Consider the following 21,620-nt stretch of genomic DNA (forward strand, 5'->3'; position numbering starts at 1 on the left):
TTGAAAGGCCCGTGGTTTCTCTTCTTAACCCCGGACCTGTGAATGCAGGATACGACCAACACTTAGAACTGGTGAAAAAACGCCGGGACGAATTGAGATTTGCCTTGGCCAACCTCTATTCAGAGCCGATCGATTTAACCTTGGAAATCGGTTCTGGTCATGGGCATTGGCTGGTGAAATTCGCTGAATCGTTTCCTGAGAAGACCTGCCTCGGTTTGGACATCATTGGGGACCGCATAGAGAGGGCTCGGAAAAAGGCGAATTCTGCTGGGATTTCGAATGTCCAGTTCCTGAAGGCGGAAGCCTTCGAGACCCTGGATTTGTTGCCGAAGGAAGTCCGCTTGAAGGAAGTTTTTGTGCTATTCCCCGACCCCTGGCCCAAGAAGAGACATTGGAAGAACCGATTGTTCTGCGTCCAATTTTTAGAGCAGCTAGCTCAACGGTGCGAAACAGGTGTCCGCTGCCACTTCAGGACAGACCATGAACCGTATTTCGAATGGGCTTTGGAAGTCGTCGAACAGCAGTCTGGGTGGTCTATTTGTCAAACAGCAGACTGGCCATTCGAACAGGTCACTGTGTTTCAGGAGCGGGCAGATGCCTTCAACTCTCTCATTCTAGAGCGTGTCTAATTCAAGAGTTCTCAATTGGAACGAGCGAAACTTGCAGCACGATTAATAGCTCTGACTTTTCGTTGTGGCTATGCGTAGAGAACGATGGCGACAAACTGTAGCCCGATGCAAAGTATGACCAGCAATGTGCAAAAGAGGTAGTACGGGTCGAATGCCTTGGGCCTACCTCTTTTCGGCGGAGGTGTTCGTCTCGCTTTTTGTGGGGCCCTTTTGCGTTCTATTTCTTTGAGCCCTACCAAAGCTCCGCTGAGATTGTCCTTCGCCATTTGAATTCTTTCTGTCAGACGCTTTGCGCCTAGCCAAGAATTTTAGATCTCTATTAAGTTGAAGCTACTTTCTTAAACGGTTTCTCTCTCATTAGTCCCTAAACTTCCCAAAAGTCCTTTCCAGAGTTGACGACGGATCCAGCGTCGTCCAACAAATCTCATTCTTTCACCTATGGCGGGCAAAAAGACACTACTCCTCTCATTTCTAATGTTGCTCATTCCGTTGGCTAATGCCTCTGCGGAAGTGAGTCCTGCAGCGAACGAGCTCTTCAATATTTTCGGACTTCCAGTAACCAATTCCATGGTGACTGGTTGGGTAGTTTCGATCCTGTTGATCATCGCTATCAAGTTGATGGTAGGTCGGGCTAGTTTGGTTCCTTCCAAAGGTCAGGCGCTTGTTGAAGCGCTTGTGACTTTCGTGCGTGACACCACTTTACCGATTGTAGGCAAGAAGGCTTTTCGCATGAGCCTGCCTGTTATCCTCGGCTTGTTCTTCTACATCCTCATCCAAAACTGGAGTGGTTTGCTTCCTGGTGTTGGTAGCCTTGGAACTGGGCACATGGTTGATGGACATTTCCACATCACTGATCCTTGGATCCGTCCAGCCAACGCTGATTGGAACGGAACGATCGCTCTCGCTCTTGTAACCATGATTGCCTGGCTCTTCATCGTCTTGAAGTCTGATGGGCCTGTTGTACTCATCAAAGATCTATTCGGTAACAAGGCGGACAAGAAGGAAGTCGGTAATTTCATGTGGATGGCGCTTTGGCCAATCTTCCTCATCGTCGGTGTTATCGAAGTGGTATCCATTCTGATCCGTCCGCTCACGCTTTCCGTTCGTCTATTTGGAAACATTTACGGCGGAGAAAGTCTGCTGCACCAAACTGGTTTCATTTTCCCTTTCTACTTTCTCGAGCTGATTGTTGGCTTCGTCCAACCGCTCGTTTTCATACTCCTTTTCAGTGTTTATGTCGGTCTCATCTGTAACCACGGAGATGGCGAGGAACACCACTAAGAAACGACTCTGTTGTCGGGACCATGTGCAATAAAATGTGGGCGGCAATATACTAGCTAACAAAAAATACATATACAAATGAACATCCTTGCTGAAATCACTGGTAACGTAGGTGCAGGTATCGGAGCTCTCGGAGCTGCGGTTGGAGTTGGCCTTATCGGCCTTAAGGCTGCTGAAGCAGTCGGACGCAACCCTGGCGCTTCCGGTAAGATCTTGGTTCAGGCCATCCTCGGTATGGCTCTCGCTGAAGGTCTCGGTATCCTCTCGATCTTCTTCATCAAGTAAGATCTTGATTCTTCTACGGCGTCGCCGGTTCCAATGCGACCGGCGTCGCCATTATCCCTTTCTTCAAATTACTTTCGCATCTTAATCGAACATGACTGACCTCATCCAAATCCTGGCGGCGGCAGATCCACATGCAGCCACTGCAGAATCGGCCGGCCTTGCGGAAACGTTTGGTATCCACACGAGCCATATCATAATGCAGGCAATTAGCTTCTCCATTTTGGCGGGGGTACTTTGGAAGTTCGCTTTCAAGCCAGTTCTAGCCACCATGGACGAGCGCGAGGCCAAGATCGATTCCGGCCTCAAATACGCCGAAGAGATGAAGGTGAAGCTTGCGGAGGCCGAAGCGGAAAAGAAAAAGATTCTGCAAGAAGCTTCAGTGGAAGCGAAGACTATCGTAACCGAAGCTCGTCAGACAGCTGAAGCTCGAATCGACAAGTCCGTGCAAGACGCGATCAAAGCTGCTGAAGACATTACCAAGAAAGCAGAGCTCCAGATCGAAAACGACCGTAAGCAAATGTTGGCTGAAGCTCGCAGTGAGATCTCGAGACTCGTAGTTGCCACTGCCGGCAAGGTTTTGGCCAAGGAGCTCACTGAAGAAGAAAAATCTCGTTACTCCGAAAGCGCTAGCGCGACTCTCGTTTAGATCATCTATTTAGCGGTAACCAAACTTCAATGACACGCGACAAGCAGATCGTAGACTACGCAAAGGGGCTGATGAAATTGGCCTCCGAAAACGGGACTTTTTCGGAAGAGCGCGCATCAGCCATATTGCAGGTGCTGGAGAAAAATCCACCACGCAACTACGCGGGCGTCCTCAAGGAGTTCCTTAAGCTGGTTAAGCGTGAGGTCGCTAACAATACAGCTGTTGTAGAATATGCCGGTGAATTGAGCCCCTCCGCCATTGATGGGATAAAATCGCAATTCACTAACCGCTACGGTCGAGATATTTCTGTTACCGCAAGTCGAAACGACGCTTTGATTGCTGGACTTCGTGTTCAGGTCGGTTGCGACGTTTACGACTCATCCGTCGCCGGAGCTCTCAAGGAGCTAGAGGCAACCTTATCTTAATTCACACCCCAATTTTCAAAGCATCTTTCCTAAACGCTAGAACACTATGAGTTCCGTCATCGAGCAAATCGAACAACAGATCGCAAACCTCCAGACTAAGACTGTCCAGAGCAACATCGGCAAGATCGTCACCATTGCTGACGGCGTTGCTAAGATCGAAGGTCTGTCTGAGGCCATGTACAACGAAATGATCGAATTCCCAGGCGGAACGATCGGCATTGCCCTCAACTTGGAAGAAGACGCTGTTGGTGTTGTTATCCTTGGTGAGTCGACTCACCTTAAGGCAGGTGACGAAGCAAAGTGCACTGGCAAGCTTCTCTCCGTTCCAGTTGGCAAAGGACTTCTAGGACGCGTAGTGAACGCTCTGGGTGCTCCAGTTGATGGTAAGGGACCAGTTGAAAGTTCCGAATCTTACCCAGTTGAAAAGATCGCTCCTGGTATTATTGAACGTAAGTCGGTCGACCAGCCATTGGCGACTGGTATCATGGCTATCGACTCCATGATTCCAATCGGTCGTGGTCAACGTGAGCTTATCATTGGTGATCGTGGTACCGGCAAGACTACCATCGCTATCGATACCATTATCAATCAGGCGAAGATCAATGAGGTAGGACTCGCTTCCGGTGACGAAAGCTTCCGCCCCGTCTATTCGATCTATGTCGCGGTAGGACAGAAGAACTCCAACATCGCTCGTACGCTTGGCGTACTTGAAGAAGCAGGAGCTCTCAAGTACACAATTATCGTTACCGCGGGTGCGTCCGACGCTGCTGCTGACCAATACCTTGCTCCTTACTCTGGAGTCGCGATGGCCGAATGGTTCATGTCGAACGGTATGGATGCCTTGATCGTGTACGATGACCTTTCCAAGCACGCTGCCGCCTATCGTCAGATGTCTTTGGTTCTCAAGCGCCCATCTGGTCGTGAAGCATATCCGGGTGACGTCTTCTATCTGCACTCCCGTCTTCTTGAACGTTCTGCTCGTGTAAACGAAGACAACGGAAATGGATCCATCACAGCACTCCCTATCATTGAGACCTTGGCCGGTGACCTTTCTGCATACATCCCAACGAACGTGATTTCAATCACTGACGGACAGATCTTCTTGGAAACCGACCTATTCAACCAAGGTATCCGCCCTGCGGTTTCCGTAGGTCTCTCGGTTTCCCGCGTTGGTTCTGCCGCACAGATCAAAGCGACCAAGCAAGTTGCGGGTAAGATCAAACTCGAACTGGCACAGTTCCGCGAACTAGCCGCTTTCGCACAGTTCGGTTCTGACCTCGATGCAAAAACGAAAGCTCAGCTCGACCGCGGTTCCCGCATCGTGGAGCTCTTCAAGCAGCCAGCCTTCAACCCACTTCCAATCGAAGAGCAGGTAGCAGTGCTCTGGGGTATCCAGAATAATTACTACGACGACATTGATGTCTCTCGTATTGTGCCAGCTGCCGCGTCGATCCGTGAATTCTTCACAACTCGCAAGGAAGTCCTGCTAGTAAGCATCCGCGAGAAGGCCAAGATCGACGACGAATTGGGTGCTGAGCTTAAGAAGGCTTACGACGAGTGGAAACCAAGCTTCGCCTAATACTCTCGAACTCCTCCAGCTTAGGAATTTCCTAGATGCCAAGTACCAAAGAAATCCGCACCCGCATCAAGTCGGTCAAGAATACTCGCCAAATAACAAAGGCGATGGAGCTTGTCGCGGCTTCAAAGATGAAGAAGGCGCAACAGAATGCGTCTTCTGGCCAGGCGTACGCAGCATTGCTAGCGGAGGTGTTGGCCAACGTCTCTGATCGCATCGATGGAATAGAGCATCCGTTTTTCGAAAAGCGTGAAGTCAAGAAACGTGGAATCCTAGTCGTATCCACTGACCGCGGACTTTGCGGGCCTCTCAACAGTAACGTTTTTCGTGAAGTGCTGAAGGTAAAGGACGAAGCTCGCTTCGTAACGATCGGCAGAAAAGCGGTTCAATTCGTCAGCAGAAACAAGCTAGACTTGCTGGCGGAGTTCTCCGTGCCGGACGAAGTCCCTTACCTGCAGATTAAACAGATCGTGGAATTCATGATCGAAAAGTATGAAGCTGGCGAGATCGACACTGTCGAAGTGCTCTATCCTCGTTTTGTGAATACACTCGTTCAGGAAGCATCTTTCGGTAAGCTGGTTCCGATCAGCAACCTAGACGACATGATCAACAGCCTCCGTGGCAAAGACGCGGAGCCTTATCATGAAAGTCTCGACGAGCGAAAGATGAAGTTTGAGCCGGACCCAGCGACTATCCTCTCATCCTTGCTTCCACTTTTCGTTAACCGTGAAGCGCACCAAGCGTTACTTTCAGCAAGAGCGTCAGAACACAGTGCTCGAATGGTTGCTATGAAGACGGCGAAAGACAACGCGAGCTCGCTGCTTGATTCTCTTACGCTGCAATACAACAAGGCCCGCCAAGCGGCCATCACTCAAGAAATCCTCGAAATTGCCGCGGCTACTGCTTCCAACGGCTAAGAAAACCCTATTTTACAGAACAAAACTTCCACCACCGAAAAGGTTATGAGCAACACCGGAAAGATCCTCCAAGTTATTGGACCAGTTGTAGACGTCCAGTTTACCGCAGAAACAATTCCGCCAATTTACCAGGCGCTCACTATCCAGTACGAAGCTGCTGGTGAGTCGATCGATCTGACTCTAGAAGTTCAACAGCACCTTGGTGAAGGCGTTGTTCGTGCCGTTGCGATGTCTTCTACTGAAGGTCTGAAGCGTGGTATGGAGATCCTCGACTCCGGCGCACCTATCTCTGTACCAGTAGGTGAGGGCGTTCTCGGTCGTATTTTTAACGTAACTGGCGATCCAGTTGACCAACGTGGCGAAGTTAAATTCGATAAGAAATACCCGATTCACCGACCCGCTCCTCCGCTTACTGAGCAGGACACCAAGGCGACGATTCTTGAAACAGGTATCAAGGTTATCGACCTAATTTGCCCGTTCATCAAGGGTGGTAAAGTTGGTGCATTCGGTGGTGCTGGTGTTGGTAAGACCGTTGTCATCATGGAGCTCATCAACAACATCGCGAAAACGCACGGTGGTTATTCCGTTTTCGCTGGAGTAGGGGAGCGTTCGCGTGAGGGTAATGACCTTTACCACGAAATGTCCGATTCCGGAGTTATCGACCAACAGAATATCGAAAACTCCAAGGTGGCGCTCGTTTACGGACAAATGAACGAACCACCAGGTGCACGTATGCGTGTCGCCCTTTCAGCTCTCTCAATGGCTGAGTATTTCCGTGACGAAAAGAACCAGGACGTTCTTCTCTTCGTCGACAACGTTTTCCGTTTCTCGCAAGCCGGTTCCGAAGTATCCGCCCTTTTGGGACGTTCCCCATCAGCGGTTGGTTATCAGCCAACGCTTTCGTCTGAAATGGGTGCTCTTCAAGAACGCATCACTTCCACCACAAAGGGATCCGTTACTTCCTTCCAGGCGGTTTACGTACCTGCGGACGACTTAACTGACCCAGCTCCGGCAAACACCTTCGCTCACCTGGACTCAACTATCGTGCTTGAGCGTTCGATCGCTGACTTGGGTATCTACCCAGCGGTTGATCCTCTCGCTTCCGTATCGAAGGCACTCGAACCTGCGGTTGTTGGACAGGAGCACTACGACGTAGCCCGTGGAGTACAGCGGGTACTACAACGCTATAAGGATTTGCAGGACATCATCGCGATTCTTGGTCTCGACGAGCTTTCTCCAGAAGACAAGCAAACCGTTTTCCGTGCACGTAAGATCCAGAAGTTCCTTTCCCAACCTTTCAACGTTGCGGAAGTATTCACTGGATTCCCAGGTAAGATCGTTCCGGTTTCGGACACCATCAAAGGCTTCAAGCAAATCTTGGATGGCGAACTCGATCACATCGCTGAAAACGACTTCTACATGAAGGGCGGACTCGACGAAGTGCTCGAAGCTGCGAAGGCGTAAATCGAATTCACGACCCAATTAGGTAATGTCCATCCAGTTAGAAATCGTAACCCCTCACGGGAAGGTCTACGATGAAACCGTCGATTCAGTCGTTATGCCAACGACCACTGGAGAAGTCGGGATCATGCCAGGCCACATACCGCTCCTCACCGAGTTACAAGCTGGTGAGATCGCGGTCAGTAAGTCCGGTGGCGTTGATCACCTAGCTGTAAGCAAAGGCTTTGCTCAATGCATCGGGGACAAAGTTTCGATTCTAGCTGAAAACGCTATCAGCGAGGACGATATCGACGAAGCTGAAGTCGCTGAAGCGATAGCCCGTGCGCAAGAAGCCCTTAAGAATGCCAAAGAAATGAGCGAAGAAGAAATCGCTCTGATGGAAACCACCGTCCAATACGCTTCAATCCAGCAACTGTTGAAGAAAAAGAAGTAGTAATTTACTTCTAAACTTTATTTCATTAGTAGAGTCGTCAGGGCGTTTCCTTGACGATTCTTTTTTTGCTATAGAAATGTAAGGCCCATCCTAGCACGTATTTGCCTTTTCTTCCAGTGAGTCCTCCTCCCTCGCTAGCTATCATCTTGGGCAACATTTACGAGGACAACCTTGCGGTAGGTTGTCGGCTCCACTCCGTAGCGGTAGTACACCAGGCTCGTGTAGATCGTGACGGTTTGCCTTGCTCACTTTGGGGCTGCCAAGGAAGAGCGTAAGCTTCCGTCCTAACGCGTCTATCTTTCTGCGGCCATGATCTGCTATGATGCGTGGATGGCAAAAGTCGAAGCTGAGCGATGCTATGTTTACGGGGGGGGGCGATCTGAGGAAGTGGCGAACACGCTTCGACTGCTCGTTGGCGGAGGCGAGCCCGGGGGGTGCTCTACCTTTTATCCAACCGCACCAGAGCCTTGCTCAAGTTCCTTTCGGTGGACGAGTCGGGCGTTTGGGGCGGCACCGATAACGTCCGAAAAGTTTCGCAAAATAGTAGAGGTGCCTTTCCGCCGATGATCCGGTAGGCAGTTGGTGTTGAAACAAATACCAAAATGGAAGACACCAACGGAAAGACGGTAGATGAAACGATAACTGCCGAGGGATCGGCATCAAGCAGCGAAGTCGTGAGGATCGACTTCGGGCATTTGAAAAAGGACCTCGGCAGCTTCGTGAGAGGAACCGTTGAGGAGGCGATCAACGGTCTGCTCGACGCGGAGGCTGACCAAATTTGCAACGCAAGGCGTTACGAACGCAGCGACGAGCGTTCGGCTCATCGCAACGGCCATTACCAACGCAAGCTGCATACTGGAGCCGGCGAAGTGAAGCTGAAGGTCCCCAAGCTTCGCGGAGCGAGCTTCGAGACCCAGATCATCGAGCGCTACCGCAGGCGCGAATCCAGCGCGGAGGAATCGCTTGTGGAGATGTACCTGGCTGGCGTATCGGTTCGGCGGATAGAGGACATAACCGAAGCTCTCTGGGGAGCGAGGGTAAGCCCTTCGACCGTCAGCGATCTCAACCAGAAGATCTACGAACGCATCGAGGCGTGGCGGCAGCGACCGCTGCGAAGCCGCTACGTCTACGCCTTCATGGACGGGCTGTGGCTTAAGCCTCGTGGGGAGGCGAGATGGAGAACGTAAGCGTGCTTGTCGCCATCGGCGTCAACGAGCACGGCTTCCGCGAGGTTCTCGGCGTCGTCGAGGGGATGAGCGAGTCGAAGGACAGCTGGCTGGAGCTGCTCAGGAACCTCTACTCGCGAGGGATCGAGAAGATAGACCTGACGGTCTCCGACAAGTCCAAGGGGCTTGTAGAGGCTCTGCCCGAGATCTATCCGACAAGCAAGTGGCAGAGGTGCGTCTTCCACTTCCACCGCAACGTGTTGGCCAAGGTCTCGCACAGCAAGAAGGCGACAGCGGCAGCGATGCTCAAGGCCATCCACGCCCAGGAGTCGGCCGAGGCGGCTACCCGGAAGGCAATGGAAGTGGCCGACGCTCTAGAATCGATGAAGCTGGCAACGGCAGCCGAGGCGCTTCGCGCAGGTATATCCGAGAGCGTCACCTACTACCGTTTCCCAAGGAAGCACCATCGCAGCATACGAACCAACAATATGCTCGAGCGGATAATGAAGGAGATTAGACGACGGACCCGCGTTGTCGGCTGCTTCCCCGACGGCAAGAGCGCGTTGATGCTGGCTTGCGCCAGATTGCGATACGTCGCTTCGAAGTCGTGGTCGGACAGCCGGGTCTATCTGGACATGAAGCTGCTAGTTGAAGAAAACGAGGAGAGGAGCGCCTGAAGCGGCGGCTAGCCCCCTCGGGGACTAGTTGACAATTAGATACCTTTAACCAATAACCAAATAACAAATACGCCACTGCCTAAAGGTACAGCTGCCTTTTTGCGAAAGATTCCGGACACTAACGCGGCACCCGGCGTCTCCATCACTGCCATTTCGACTGGCCCGAGTCACCCGAAGAGCGCCAAAGGCTCGATACTTCCGCCCTAGGGGATCGTGTCGGATATGCGGGTATTGGCGAGGTAGGACTTGATGATCTGGGCACCTAAGCTCACTATACTAAAAGTCGAGCTCTCTAGTTACACTTCTCCAGCTCCGGCGTTCAGTTGATACTCTCAGTGTGGTTGCGATGGGCGGAACGTATTTCACTAAGAGGCGTGGCAGGTCTGCTCGGCTTTATTGTCCAGAGGTCGGTTTATCCCACCTTTACCTTCCCTCGAACTATCCCCAGAGATCTTACTTGAGGTTACCGAAATCGATCCTCACTACTTCACATCCTTTATGTAGATGCCGAATTATCAGTTGTTTCAGTTTCGTTTACTGTCTTTCCGTTAGATTTTCCATTTGGATTTTTGTTTCAAAACCAACAGCCTACCGGATCATCGCCGGTAATGTACTATACTATTTTCCGAAAGTATTCGGATGCTATCGGCTCGCTGTCTTCCTGATGTAGAGAACCCCGCTGTACACATAGCAACACTCAGCGTCGGTCTTCGCTAACCGTTCTTAGTAGCAGATCATAGCTGCGAAAGATAAGGGCATTAGTAGGGACGTTTAGCATTTTGATACAATGAAGGTTTTCTCGGTGAGTGATGGTGTTCATCCATTGCAGTGTACTAACAAATAATCTTATTTACGGCAGATAATATGATTATTTTTGAGAATCGTTTTATGCTTCACAAAATCCGATGGTGGATTTCACTTCTTCTTGATTACCGAATAGTAATCGAGTTCGATAACATCGAAAACATTATGGTCTAATCTAGAGCAATCAAAATGATCAGCGGTTTTTGGCGGCCAAGAATAGGAGTTCCAGCGAGGGTCGAATTTGGTCATGACAACAGCTGTCAAGTCCGAGGAATTAAACGCCTCTAGAAGGTTGTCGTTACTTAACGCTTCGGGTTTTTCTATCGTCCTAACAGAATCAGGCCAATTCTTTCTTGCGATTGGAATTGCCTTATCGCCAGCTATATTATAGGTTCTGAATCCAACCATTGGCGATATGTAGTTGATGAGGTATGGGTTCCCGACTGTTGGGAAAAACACTATATCTTCAGGTGTCAAGATATTTGCCAACGGCGGAATCAAATCTTCGTATAGTGCGTCGTATGACCTCATGAACTTGTGTCCAAGTGATATTTTATTCGTGTAATCAGTTGGTAGCGATTCTATTGCGATAATAATCGTTACAATTAAAAATGCATATCTTCTAAGTGTTTTGGATCTAAATAGGAATCTATATAAATAAGCAAAAATAAACAATGCAGCAATTTTGGTAGCAATAGTCCATCGATAAACGGCTCTCATATCTTTGATAACCGGAAATTTGTAAATGTTGCCATGTGGGAGATCGAGGATTGCATCCTCACTTGGCATCAAATAGTCATTGAAAGAAATCTTGTCCTTTGTTGCGGTGCGTTCTTTATGAGAATTGATTTTTAAAGAAGGTCCTAAGCTTAATAGCAGAGTCATTGCAAAGAATACTAGGAAGACCATTGATGTGTTCTTTAAATATCTTTTTGTACTAATCAACGCTAGGCAGAAGATCATTACTGCTGATATTATGAAGATTGGGTTTAGGTAATTTCCACGAATATTGGAGCCGTCACCATAAAACTCCAACTTGTCGATTTTGTTCATGGTGTACCCAAATAGCTCCGGGAGTAAAAGACCTTTTTGAGGAAGAAAGAAGGTAAGCAAATCCATTCCTTGGGCCCTAAAGAAGTCGAATGGCATCGTAATGAAGGTCTTGTCCTCACCCATGCTCATTTTGTATAATGAGTATGTTATCCCAAGGGGTGTGGCTGTGAATATTAAGAATTTGGTAAGTTTCTCGATGGTCGTTCCAGTTGAAGTCAAATGTAGGAAACTTCGGATTGATAGTAATGAGAAAAACAAAATACTAAATACAAGTGCGTACGGGTCTGTGAATGCTAAAAATATGAATGATATAGAAGTGACTAATACATTCAGGAATATCGATTTAGGTGTCTGTGACCGTTGAAAGTAATAGTAGGATCTGAAAATAATGCAGAAAACCGTAGGTAATAGGAAAAATGAAAATAAAACAGGAGGGTGTCCTGAATGAGTGCTGATGTATGGACTGAAAAAGTAAGAAAGCGGGAGTAGTATGCTGATTGTTGACGATGCTGTTATTGCAAAGAGCGTCTTATAAATTATGATGTAGCTAAGTAGTGCAAAGGAGGATATTATGGTCACGTACGCCGTTGCTGGTGAAACTCCAGTTATCTTGGTGTACATCCCTGCAACAAGTACTAGACTCAATTTTTGGTGTCTAGGTATGGAGTTTGGATAACTAGTCCTATCAAAATTTAGTACCTCGTTTAGGTTCGAATCAGCGACTTGCTGTATATCCCCAATCGTCAAAATTGTAAGGCCTAAACTTGGTAAGCTTTTGGTGGGGCTAAGATTGTTGATTGGCAAGATGACAAAAGCCGTAATTGCGATTATGATTAAGGGCGGCGCGTATTTGAAATATGACATAGTGTTGTTTGCGATCCGTTTTATTAGCACTTTAGCCTTTCTATAAATATGTTTTCTTTTTCAAAATGCTGCCAATCGAGTATATTCTGAAAATCGGGTAATTTTAAATCTTCTCAATCCCCTTCGAGCGATCAGAAGAAAAAGATATTTTTGGAAAACTGATGGGCGAGCTTTGGGGGAATAAGAGAAAGTAGAGTTCATTCTTACATGTTCGCAAAGTTAAGTAGCTGTTAGATTGAGAGTCCTCCAATAGCAAATATGAAAGTAAAAGGATATGATCCGAGGGAAAGGCAAATGGTGCAAGCCGCAGTAGAACCGCTACGTCTAAAGCTTCAACGGCAAGCCGCGCGACGAATGCCTCGTTGAGCATTGGTTCGACATCGTCGCCCACGCCCGGAACATCTTGCAGGACTGGAGGCAGAAATAAAACAATTATAGGCCCCAGAGCCCGCTAGGATATCGGACTCCGCCCGAGGTCGCAGCGAGACCCCTAGAGGTCTATTTTGTGGATGATACAAACAACTATACACTAGAACCTAAGACACTAACAGCTGTCGGAACCTAACACTGGTTGTGGCACTGAAAACGGGTGTAGGTCAGTGTGACTTAGTTATTGAAGAAAAAATATTCTCTGCATTGCTCATTGAATATTTTTTTAGAAGAACAACTCTAGATCTGTTTGAATATGAATTCCATGTATCCCGACGAGTGTACAGTTCGATACAATGTTTAGCGAATATTTCCGCGTCGTTTGTAATGTGAGCACATTTCTCTATTTCGGGTATCCCTTGAGCTCCGAACGAAGTTGTAACAACCGGTAGCTGGTAGAACATCGATTCGAGCACTTTTCCTTTAACACCGGCTCCGAACCGTAGTGGAACTACTGATACTCTAGATTGCTTGTAGTGGTTTTTTAGTTCTTCATCGGTGACATCGGTATCAATTGACAGCTTATCGCTTTCAAGTGACTTAATTTCATTGGGTATGGCGGATCCAACAATCTTAAGTCTAGCGTTTGGAAGAGCTTTCAGAATCATTGGAAAAATTTCTGAGATGAACCACTTTATCGCATCTAAATTCGGTGGGTGATTGAAATTGCCAACGAATAAAAAGTCTTGAGCTTGTTCGAAGGGTAGTCGGTTCGCTTCTTCGTTCTCGGGGTAAAAATAAATAGGAACTTCAATAGCTTTTTCGGAAAAGCCAGCTTGCGAGATTATTTCGACCTCCTCCGAGGAGGGGTACAATAAGTAATCGCATTCATTCCATAAGTCTATTTCTTGCTTCTCTGTGAGGAGAATGTCTTCGTAGCTTATATCCGGATTGAAATCTTTTTCTAGTTTCATACGGACATGGTGAATGTCATGGCCAAAATAGATAGTTTTAGCCCTTGTTTGCTTCTTTATTAAATCGATGTATTTTATTGAAATGTGTGGGCGTGATAGAAATACATAGTCGAACTGGTTTAGGTTTTCTTCCAGCCAGGATCTATGGTTTTTTAGGTAGTGGACCCCGTACAGTATCTCTATGCCCATCCGTTCTATATCTGGGGTGTAAACTGGGTCTTGGTAAAAATTGTCTGTAAAAAAAGTTACTGAAAATCCCATCGATTTGAGAAGCTTCAGGTGCATGTATATACATCTTGATCCGGCGTCGCGGTCATGTTTGGGCACGTAGTGGTCAATGACTAAGATTTTTTTGCATTTGGTGGACCTGTCGCGAGCTCTCAACACGTTTTCAGCGTTTCGGAAATGCTCCTTTTGTAGTACGTGACGCCATTTGTTTAGAAAAATTCTGCCGTTCCGAATTTGATAGCGCTTTATTCCGCTTCCAGTGTCTGTCCCGTTCGATTTTCCTTCATGGTGTATCACTACGGATTTAGGTTCGACAAACACTTTCATTCCCGCACTACGTACCTTAAATGCTAAATCTGTGTCTTCGTAGTAAGCTGGCTTGTACCTCGTATCGAACATTCCACAGCTAAGGAATAGCTCTCTCTCAATTAGAATGGCTGCTCCCGAAACATAGTCAGTTTCTTTTGTGTAATTGTACTGTGGTAGGTGCGGATCTTCGTTTCTTCCATAGTTCCATGCTGATCCGTCTTTCCAAACAATACCCCCGCATTCTTGCAGAGTATTATCTGGGTATACTAATTTAGAACCAACCAAGCCAACATTTTCGAATCTACTGAATACATCGATTAGCTCGTCAAGCCAACCATCTGTGACTTCAGTGTCGCTGTTTAGGAAGAATATATACTGTGAGGTTGTATTGAGTGCTGCTCTATTGCAGGTGCGAAGAAATCCCAAGTTTTCATAGTTCCTAATCAACCGAAAACCAGAAAGTTTTGACATCTCGATCACTGATTCATGACTGGAGTAATCGTCGATGACAAGGATTTCAAAGTTTGTGTTGTTTGCTGCTTTTTTAAGCGATAGTATACAGCTTCTCAGGTAATCTATCTGATTGTGAACAGGGATTATTACGGTAACAGTTACAGGGGTATGCTCCATCTTGAATTTACTTAAATACTCTAGACAAGGTTCGACGGATGGCTCGCAATGGAGTAGTCACTTTCCAGGAGAAAGTTGATTTTAGATGATCATACCGCTGCTCAAAGTTTTGATGATAGTAAGTTTCTTTCTCTAGGCGGTCTACGTAGTCCGATAATCTAATATTCAATTGTTCAATTTGATTATTAGATTCCTTCAGGTTCTCATGGAGAGTTTGGTTTAACTCATCTATTGAGTTTTTTTCAGAAACTGATTTTGAAAGGTCCTTTGATAATAGATCAATTCTTGTTTGAGCAGCTAGGCTATTGGCTTCGATGTCCGAAACTGAATTCAGAAGAGATTCTATTTCTATTTTACAAATATCCAAATTGTTAAGTAATTCTTTTTTGCTATCCTCTGAATTTAAAAGTTCCGTTTCTAGTGTTGAGATCTCAACTTTTAAGCGTGAAACACATGTTTCATTCTCTTTTTTAATGATAGATATAGTGTTTTCAAGGTCCGCAATTTCTTCCTCACTTCGGGCTTGTCGCTCAATGACTGACTGACCTAGCTTACTTACCTCTACTTTGAGTTTCTCGTTCTCGGAGCATAACACACCATTTCGACTCTCAAGATTTTCTAAGTTATGATTTGCTTCGGTCATCTGCTCCTCATTCTCCGATAGCTGTGCACCTAGAGTGCTTATTTGGCCGTCTTTTTGTGCCAAAACCTCCTTCAGAGTCTCTATTTGATCGAGTCTTTGCTCTGCCAACTCTTGTTGTATCTTTTCTCTATCTCTTTTGTCTTGTTGAAGATCGAAATATTTCGATTTTAGTTCGTCAATTTCTCGAGTGTGATCGATGAATACTTTCTCTCTCTGTATTAAGTCCTTAATTCCTTGATCGAGTGGAGTTATCGAGGAGGCTATATTGCCTAGCTGTTCATCTTTAAGGAGAAGCTGCTTTTTTGCGTTAGCGAGTTCTAACTCTAATTCTTGTACCTTTTGCCTTTGCGGAATTATTTGTTCCCTAGCATCCCAGTTGATAGCACTGTCCAGCTTGTTCTCGAAAATCCCCAAACGTAAACTTGGAAGAACCGAATTCGAGCAAAATGCAACTGAGTATAGTCCTTCCGGAAGAGAAATTGAGTAGCGACTTCCTCGGTGATCGCCATAATATACACCACATTGTGTATTTTTGCTAAATTTGGAATCACTTAATATTAGTGAGCCTGCTACCATTCTCTGTTTTGCGAAACTACAATTTTTGAATCGCAACTCTAATTCCTTTTTGAGCTCCTCATGGTAGAGTTCCTTTTTATGGAATTCGTTTTTAACAGGCGACTTATCTGTATACTCTAATTTATCTGGAGAAGATATTATTAGAAGTCCGTCAGGTTTTAGAATACGTTTGACCTCGTCGAGCAATAGTTCTGGCGAATCTAGGTGCTCGATTGTTTCAAAGCTTATGATATAATCAAAGGACTCTGCTGGAAGTTTGGTGTCGTAACAGTTGGCTATTTTATATTTTAGGTTCGATTTTTTGTAGGTAGCAGAGGCGGATTTGATTGCTTCTTCGGATATATCAATACCCGTAACAGCTTCCGCCTTTTCGGCCAAAATTCGTGAACCATAACCGCTTCCACATGCCAAATCCAGTACGTTCCCTCCTTCTATATGTTCTTTGGCCAGCAAATAACGGTGTACATGTTCGTAGTACAGTTGAGGAAATTCAGATTTGGATTCAGTAAGAAATCGTTCCATCAGTTAATTTCGGTGGTGATTTTATGCATAGGGACTCCGCAGAGACCTTGGTGAGTGACAGGAGATTCAGAGCGAATCAGAAGAGCCTCATGAACCCATTGGATTTGTATGTGCGATTCTTGGGTGCCTTTTGCAAAAGCAACCGCAAATGCATACTCTCCAGGATGTAGTATTGGCATCCTGAATTCGAAACTTGCTGTTATAGTCTTTCCGGCAGCGATGCTTAGCTGCTCATTTCGCGTATTGAGATAAGTGTTGTCGCCAAAAATATATTGGCCGTGCCGATCTTTCAGATTAAATCCGAGGATTGGTGCATGTATCTCTACAGAAGCTCTCGCTTTAATTTTCAACCTTACGATTTCACCGCCTACAATACCTACTAGTTGTCGTCCTTCGGTATCTTCCAAAGTACAGGATTCTACGCTACCTTCGCCGGTACCGAAGGAATCAGACGGCTCGTTGAGCAGAAGCACTTCCCACTCGTTCGCGATAGTGTGAATCGGTACTCTATCTCGTTGGTCAAATTTTTCTACTTCGATGTCGGCAGCAGTTGGAACAGAAGAGTTTTTTTGTTCATTTATCTCGTCCTGATCGGGCGTTGCTTCTTCCGGAAGGTTCGTATGATAGTGAGCTAAATACCTCTCAACTGCATCTTTGGGTGAGCCGTCGTATTCAACAATCCCGTCTTTCAACCAAAGACAACGTTCGCAGAGATTTTGGACTGAAGATAGGTCGTGGGTTACTAGAACCAGTGTTTTGTCTTTTATGAAGTCCTTGATAAACCGAGTACACTTTTGTACGAAATAAAAGTCTCCAACCGCTAGAGCTTCGTCGATTATTAAAATCTCGGGATCGAGGTGAATTCTAACCGAAAACGCTAGTCGGATTGTCATACCGCTACTGTACGTTTTCAGAGGCTGGTCGATAAATTTTTCCAATTCGGAAAAGTCGACGATATCTTGGTAGATTCGGTCTATTTCCTTTTTTTTGATTCCGAGTATTGATGCGTAGAGATAGATATTTTCTCGCCCTGAAAACTCAGTATTGAAGCCAGAGCCGAGTTCTAGAAGAGCTGCCACTCTTCCGTCAGTATTTGCAGAACCTGTTGAGGGTTGCAGGGTGCCTGCTAAAATCTGCAGAAGAGTACTCTTCCCAGAACCATTTCTGCCAATAATCCCTATGGATTCTCCTTTTTTCAGACGAAAATTGACGTCTTTCAGAGCAGTGAAAGTAGAATAGTATGGGTTTTCATGCTTTCCCTTGTCGAATACTCGCTTCATCAAAGCCCAGATAGGTGCTTTCAGGCGGGAACTGGAATCTTTCCAAATCTTGTAGTCCTTTGTTACCCCCTCGCAGGTTACGGCATATTCGGAATCGCTCATAGATAGTCTGAAAATGAGGGACGCAACTTTTGAAAAACGAAGTTTCCTGTCATGAAAATGGCTAGGCCGACAATAGCTGGTGTGTAGTAGTTTTCTAGAGCGATCGGTCGGTTCCAGATGACCACGTTTCTAGCACCGTCGACCATGTAGATTAGAGGATTGAATTTCAGAAAAGCCCAAGCTCCAGTTGGTATTTTGTCCATAGGGTAGAAAATCGCACTACCGAACAAGAGTGCCATAGACATAAATTGGGATGCATTTCCCAAATCTTTAATGAAGACCCCAATACTCGAAAACAACATTCCGACTCCAGTCGCAGTCATGAAGATAATCGGAAGAAATGCGATTACCCCCAGATAGTTCCAGCTTAAGGTTTTTCCCAGAATGAGAGCTGCTATCAGGATCAGAATTGATTTGATCGCTAGAGTTAGTAGCGAGGCCATCAGCCGAGCAATAATGAGTGTTTCCAGAGGAAACACTACTTTCTTCACGAAAGTGGCGTTGCTCTCAACTATGGTGGGAGTGATGACAATTGTTTCAGCGAAAAAATTGTGGATGGCTAGACCGACGAAAATTCCCAATGCGTGTTCGAGTGGTGTCTCGTTGTTGAATGATCCTCCAAATACGTAACCGAATACGAATGAGTAAATACCGAGCATCATCAGGGGTGTGAGCAAGGTCCACAGAACCCCCAGGTAACTTCCTCGGTATTGCATTTGGATGTTTCGCAAAGCCAACTGACTTATGAGGTGCCGATGCGAGAAGATGGTTCCTACGGTTTTTGAAGTAGCTGTTATGAATTTCGTCATGTGTCGCCGTGTGCGAGATATGCCTACGTACCTTGGGCATTGTCGAGGACTTGTTGACAAAGCAGCGGACTATGGGTTTGGGGAGGAGATGATCGAGGAAAAATTAAAGCGTAGTCCCTGCGTGTCCGTAGTTGTCCTCGATTTTAATGGTAGTGCTTATTGGTCTGCACTTTGCTCGGCTCTCTCAAGACAGAGCTATCGTGACTTTGAGGTTGTTGTTGTAGTGAATGGCGAACCTTTACCCGACGTAGCGGAATCGGAGGGCTTAGATCTTCTTATTCTAAGCCCGGGGGAGAACCTCGGTTTTGCAGGAGGGGCAAATCTTGCTTGGTCAGCGGCAAGTGGCGAATTTGTGGCGTTCTTGAACAATGACGCATTGCCGGAAAAGGATTGGCTTCAACATCTCGTAAACAGCATTGAGACCTCCAATGATGTGGGTGCGGTAGCCTCTAAAGTTTTATTTCAAAATCGCTATGGAGCTTTGAATGTCGAAAGTTCAACTTTCGTACCCAGCTCAATCGAGGAAAGTTCCGATGACAGAGAATTAGGAATTCGGGTAAAGTTATCCTCGAAGAGTGTAAGTTTGTTTACCGCTTGTGGCACTTACGGACCTGAGTATGAAAATGATGAAGTTTGGACCTGGACCTCGAGGTCTTCTGTACTTGACGTGCCTGAGGATGAAAACGGAATTATTGCCTTAGAATTCAGCTATCATCCGAGCTTAGTTGGAACTGTATGTCGACTGAAGTGGGGGGAAAGCGAGCCGATCAGGGTTGTTTTGACCTCGGAGCTTCACAAAAAGTATGAGTTCAATGCAAACGGTGTGGGGGCACGATACCTTGTAAACAATGCGGGTAGCGAGATTGAGAAGGATTGGCATGTCACTGAACGAGGAATCTATCAATCTGATAGCCTGAAGTTCGATCATTCTATCGATTTAGAAGTTGCCAGTGCCTGCTCTCTTCTTGTCCGAAAGTCAGCTTTGAGTAGAGAGCTTCCCTTTGATGAAGGCTATTTTGCTTACTATGAGGATGTCGATTTGAGCCGAACTTTGAGACGATCAGGCTACAAGATTCTTTACCAACCGCAAAGTCGTGTCTACCACGCAAGGTCCGCGACGGCGGGAACCCAATCCCCATTCCAAGTTTATCATGCTACGAGGAACAGATTGTGGATGATCGCATCCCACGCTCCCTGGAAAGTTGTTTGGAGGGTCGCCTCCCACGATTTGCTAAGACTCGATGAATATTCCAATTTTCTGGATGCGGAGTTTTCTACCCCTCGTCTGAAGTTGGACTCGTGGGTTGGCTTTATCTCCCGAATATGGAGACGCCTTTGCGATGCTGACTAAGGGCTGAGTTCGCCTCATCGAATCTTCTGACTATCGTCCTAGCTTGTGTTCCGAGATCTAATCGATCGTCATTTGAAGGTAGTCTGGTTCGAATCCAGTCCGTTTTTTCGAACACATTAGTCAGATCTTCAGCTGACTCGGGATCGAACATAATTGCGTTTGCAGGAGATATTTCTCTTACCGGATCAATTCTACTGCAGGCCAATGGCTTTTGAAAATGAGCTGCTTCGATGATGGGTAGGCCGAAGCCCTCGTATTTGGAGGGGAAAATGATCGCCTTGCTCAATTCGTATGCAGATTTCAAGCGTTCCAACTCCAGGTGATCGAGAAAGTGCACTTTTTCCCTGATGCCTAATTCACTGGCCTTGTTTTCGAGCTTCCGTTGTGCGGGACCTTCGGACCCAGTGAATGCCAAGTGGGGTATGGCAGAAGAATTTCCAGAGTGAGTTCTCGAAAATGCCTCAAGCAAGGTTTCGTGGTTTTTGTGGGGCCAGTAGTTGGCGGGGTAGAGGAAGTATTTGTGTTCTAGGCCCTTTAGCTGATCTGGGAGTGGGCCCATCTCGACGCGGTTGAATCGTCCGTGTAGGGGGAGGGCTATGGTGAAAATCTTTTCGGGATCCGCTCCGAACTCGTCGATGAGCTGCTTTTTGCAAAACTCGGAGTTGGTTTGGACTAGGGTCGCTTTTTCCAGCTCCTCGGCGTACCATTTGTCCCTAAAGGCGACTTCCTCGGGGGGGAGTGACTCGGGGTGAGCCCGATGCAGAACGTCCACTATGAGGCTAATTTGCGGGATATTTGGGCTATACAGGTGGGAGAAGCCGAATCCGGCGTACAAAACGTCGATTTCGAGGAGCTCGAGCAGGTTCTCAGGCCGGTGTGGCCAGTAGTGAAGTGCGGGTAGGCTGCCGTCTGAATTTCGAGGTTCAAATTGGTCCCTTTTGCCGAGTATGTGAATCTGGTGATTTCCTTTTTCGCCGAGAAACTCGAGCTCGGGGACTATTTCTTCTACACAGAAAATGTGCAATTGAAGTTGGTCGGAGTGATTGGCAACGAAGGTTCTGAGGAATTCGTAGTGGTGGACCTTGATCCCACCGTTCTCGCCGCCAGCGATTAGCCTAGCGATATCGTAGGCTACTCTTATCGGCTTGCTGGTCGTTTTGGGCATGAAGTCCTCTTTGGTGGCGAAACGAGCCTGAAAGGCGAGTTATTTGAGAGAATTGCGCCAAATTGGAAAACTAGGGTGAATCTACTAATTTTGGGCTTGATATGAATTTATACCTATTTACTCATGCCGAAAACCTTACACGTAAGGTTTGTTAAAAATTTGCTATGAAAAAGATCCATCTCTCGTTTGCTGCCATCGCCTTTCTCGTTTTCCACCTGTCTGCTTCCGCTGAAGCATTCGTTCAGAACCCCTCCTCCAATGCTGTGGAAACTGTTGCCTGGGGATCAGTACAAGGTTCGTTTGGGCTCCTTGGAGCTGTGTCGCTGGCAATTCTTCTCGCGACGCGGCTTTTAGGCAGGTCGAAGTCTCGCTAGGTAGTCGCTTAGCTCGCTTGCAACTGGGCGAGTTTTCAGCCTTGTAGGCTCGAGGAGGGGCGTCTTTGGTG

17 protein-coding genes and 2 pseudogenes are annotated in these 21,620 nt (G+C 46.9%); 13 read left to right on the forward strand and 6 right to left on the reverse strand.

Translation table 11 applies throughout. The annotated features are described in order from the left end of the window. Window positions 1–38: 38 nt before the first annotated feature. The 10 genes and pseudogenes from trmB (at window position 39) to H5P27_RS14325 (ending at window position 9,496) form a co-directional block, all read left to right on the forward strand. Window positions 39–629, forward strand: coding sequence for a tRNA (guanosine(46)-N7)-methyltransferase TrmB (trmB, locus tag H5P27_RS14280; RefSeq protein WP_185661072.1), 591 nt, complete (start codon window positions 39–41; stop codon window positions 627–629). Between the two features lie 474 nt (window positions 630–1,103). Then, on the forward strand, window positions 1,104–1,910 hold the full coding sequence (locus H5P27_RS14285) for a F0F1 ATP synthase subunit A (RefSeq protein WP_221774719.1): 807 nt from the start codon (window positions 1,104–1,106) through the stop codon (window positions 1,908–1,910). 78 nt (window positions 1,911–1,988) lie between these two features. Then, window positions 1,989–2,195, forward strand: a complete 207-nt coding sequence (locus H5P27_RS14290) for an ATPase (protein WP_185661074.1) — start codon at window positions 1,989–1,991, stop codon at window positions 2,193–2,195. A 91-nt stretch (window positions 2,196–2,286) separates the two neighbouring features. Further along, window positions 2,287–2,841, forward strand: coding sequence for a F0F1 ATP synthase subunit B (gene atpF, locus H5P27_RS14295; RefSeq protein WP_185661075.1), 555 nt, complete (start codon window positions 2,287–2,289; stop codon window positions 2,839–2,841). 29 nt (window positions 2,842–2,870) lie between these two features. After that, window positions 2,871–3,266 (forward strand): F0F1 ATP synthase subunit delta, encoded by a 396-nt coding sequence (locus tag H5P27_RS14300; protein WP_185661076.1) that lies wholly within the window; start codon window positions 2,871–2,873, stop codon window positions 3,264–3,266. A gap of 46 nt (window positions 3,267–3,312) precedes the next feature. Next, window positions 3,313–4,845 (forward strand): F0F1 ATP synthase subunit alpha, encoded by a 1,533-nt coding sequence (gene atpA, locus H5P27_RS14305; protein ID WP_185661077.1) that lies wholly within the window; start codon window positions 3,313–3,315, stop codon window positions 4,843–4,845. A gap of 35 nt (window positions 4,846–4,880) precedes the next feature. Continuing rightward, window positions 4,881–5,759: an ATP synthase F1 subunit gamma gene (gene atpG, locus H5P27_RS14310; protein ID WP_185661078.1), complete on the forward strand. Its 879-nt coding sequence runs from the start codon at window positions 4,881–4,883 to the stop codon at window positions 5,757–5,759. A 45-nt stretch (window positions 5,760–5,804) separates the two neighbouring features. Further along, window positions 5,805–7,223, forward strand: a complete 1,419-nt coding sequence (atpD, locus tag H5P27_RS14315; RefSeq protein WP_185661079.1) for a F0F1 ATP synthase subunit beta — start codon at window positions 5,805–5,807, stop codon at window positions 7,221–7,223. A gap of 25 nt (window positions 7,224–7,248) precedes the next feature. Continuing rightward, the gene (gene atpC / locus H5P27_RS14320) at window positions 7,249–7,653 is read left to right on the forward strand and encodes an ATP synthase F1 subunit epsilon (protein WP_185661080.1); all 405 of its coding nucleotides are present in this window, start codon (window positions 7,249–7,251) and stop codon (window positions 7,651–7,653) included. Between the two features lie 602 nt (window positions 7,654–8,255). Then, a pseudogene (locus tag H5P27_RS14325) lies at window positions 8,256–9,496 on the forward strand (IS256 family transposase). Between the two features lie 915 nt (window positions 9,497–10,411). Here the strand turns inward: H5P27_RS14325 and H5P27_RS14330 are convergent. Further along, on the reverse strand, window positions 10,412–12,217 hold the full coding sequence (locus H5P27_RS14330; protein WP_185661081.1) for a hypothetical protein: 1,806 nt from the start codon (window positions 12,215–12,217) through the stop codon (window positions 10,412–10,414). Between the two features lie 340 nt (window positions 12,218–12,557). Here H5P27_RS14330 and H5P27_RS19650 point away from each other — a divergent pair. Beyond that, a pseudogene (locus tag H5P27_RS19650) lies at window positions 12,558–12,644 on the forward strand (integrase core domain-containing protein); the annotation flags it as partial. 169 nt (window positions 12,645–12,813) lie between these two features. On the opposite strand, the gene H5P27_RS14335 reads toward H5P27_RS19650, so the two are convergent. The 4 genes from H5P27_RS14335 to H5P27_RS14350 all read right to left on the reverse strand — a co-directional run bounded on the left by H5P27_RS14335 (window position 12,814) and on the right by H5P27_RS14350 (window position 18,659). Beyond that, on the reverse strand, window positions 12,814–14,727 hold the full coding sequence (locus H5P27_RS14335; protein WP_185661082.1) for a glycosyltransferase: 1,914 nt from the start codon (window positions 14,725–14,727) through the stop codon (window positions 12,814–12,816). Between the two features lie 7 nt (window positions 14,728–14,734). Further along, a complete protein-coding gene (locus tag H5P27_RS14340) occupies window positions 14,735–16,468 on the reverse strand; it encodes a class I SAM-dependent methyltransferase (protein WP_185661083.1) in 1,734 nt (577 codons plus the stop codon). Then, a complete protein-coding gene (locus H5P27_RS14345; protein WP_185661084.1) occupies window positions 16,468–17,748 on the reverse strand; it encodes an ABC transporter ATP-binding protein in 1,281 nt (426 codons plus the stop codon). The genes H5P27_RS14340 and H5P27_RS14345 overlap by 1 nt, the downstream gene beginning before the upstream one ends. 98 nt (window positions 17,749–17,846) lie before the next feature. Beyond that, entirely contained in the window at window positions 17,847–18,659 is an 813-nt protein-coding gene (locus H5P27_RS14350; protein WP_185661085.1) for an ABC transporter permease, read from the reverse strand. A gap of 19 nt (window positions 18,660–18,678) precedes the next feature. Between H5P27_RS14350 and H5P27_RS14355 the strand changes: the two genes are divergently transcribed. Continuing rightward, window positions 18,679–20,010: a glycosyltransferase family 2 protein gene (locus tag H5P27_RS14355; RefSeq protein ID WP_185661086.1), complete on the forward strand. Its 1,332-nt coding sequence runs from the start codon at window positions 18,679–18,681 to the stop codon at window positions 20,008–20,010. Here the strand turns inward: H5P27_RS14355 and H5P27_RS14360 are convergent. Further along, window positions 19,970–21,175 (reverse strand): glycosyltransferase family 4 protein, encoded by a 1,206-nt coding sequence (locus tag H5P27_RS14360; protein WP_185661087.1) that lies wholly within the window; start codon window positions 21,173–21,175, stop codon window positions 19,970–19,972. The two genes, H5P27_RS14355 and H5P27_RS14360, sit on opposite strands and share 41 nt — an antisense overlap. 164 nt (window positions 21,176–21,339) lie before the next feature. Here H5P27_RS14360 and H5P27_RS14365 point away from each other — a divergent pair, with 164 nt between their 5' ends. Further along, window positions 21,340–21,549, forward strand: coding sequence for a hypothetical protein (locus tag H5P27_RS14365; RefSeq protein WP_185661088.1), 210 nt, complete (start codon window positions 21,340–21,342; stop codon window positions 21,547–21,549). Window positions 21,550–21,620 lie beyond the last annotated feature (71 nt).

It is taken from the genome of Pelagicoccus albus, assembly GCF_014230145.1.
Taxonomy (GTDB): domain Bacteria; phylum Verrucomicrobiota; class Verrucomicrobiia; order Opitutales; family Opitutaceae; genus Pelagicoccus; species Pelagicoccus albus.

Bases quoted from the DNA above. Each gene is read 5' to 3' on its own strand.
- H5P27_RS14285 (WP_221774719.1), top strand. From the start codon at position 1,104: ATGTTGCTCATTCCGTTGGCTAATGCCTCTGCGGAAGTGAGTCCTGCA.
- H5P27_RS14290 (WP_185661074.1), top strand. From the start codon at position 1,989: ATGAACATCCTTGCTGAAATCACTGGTAACGTAGGTGCAGGTATCGGA.
- atpF (WP_185661075.1), top strand. From the start codon at position 2,287: ATGACTGACCTCATCCAAATCCTGGCGGCGGCAGATCCACATGCAGCC.
- H5P27_RS14300 (WP_185661076.1), top strand. From the start codon at position 2,871: ATGACACGCGACAAGCAGATCGTAGACTACGCAAAGGGGCTGATGAAA.
- atpA (WP_185661077.1), top strand. From the start codon at position 3,313: ATGAGTTCCGTCATCGAGCAAATCGAACAACAGATCGCAAACCTCCAG.
- atpG (WP_185661078.1), top strand. From the start codon at position 4,881: ATGCCAAGTACCAAAGAAATCCGCACCCGCATCAAGTCGGTCAAGAAT.
- atpD (WP_185661079.1), top strand. From the start codon at position 5,805: ATGAGCAACACCGGAAAGATCCTCCAAGTTATTGGACCAGTTGTAGAC.
- atpC (WP_185661080.1), top strand. From the start codon at position 7,249: ATGTCCATCCAGTTAGAAATCGTAACCCCTCACGGGAAGGTCTACGAT.
- H5P27_RS14330 (WP_185661081.1), bottom strand. From the start codon at position 12,217: ATGTCATATTTCAAATACGCGCCGCCCTTAATCATAATCGCAATTACG.
- H5P27_RS14335 (WP_185661082.1), bottom strand. From the start codon at position 14,727: ATGGAGCATACCCCTGTAACTGTTACCGTAATAATCCCTGTTCACAAT.
- H5P27_RS14340 (WP_185661083.1), bottom strand. From the start codon at position 16,468: ATGGAACGATTTCTTACTGAATCCAAATCTGAATTTCCTCAACTGTAC.
- H5P27_RS14345 (WP_185661084.1), bottom strand. From the start codon at position 17,748: ATGAAGCGAGTATTCGACAAGGGAAAGCATGAAAACCCATACTATTCT.
- H5P27_RS14350 (WP_185661085.1), bottom strand. From the start codon at position 18,659: ATGACGAAATTCATAACAGCTACTTCAAAAACCGTAGGAACCATCTTC.
- H5P27_RS14355 (WP_185661086.1), top strand. From the start codon at position 18,679: ATGCCTACGTACCTTGGGCATTGTCGAGGACTTGTTGACAAAGCAGCG.
- H5P27_RS14360 (WP_185661087.1), bottom strand. From the start codon at position 21,175: ATGCCCAAAACGACCAGCAAGCCGATAAGAGTAGCCTACGATATCGCT.
- H5P27_RS14365 (WP_185661088.1), top strand. From the start codon at position 21,340: ATGAAAAAGATCCATCTCTCGTTTGCTGCCATCGCCTTTCTCGTTTTC.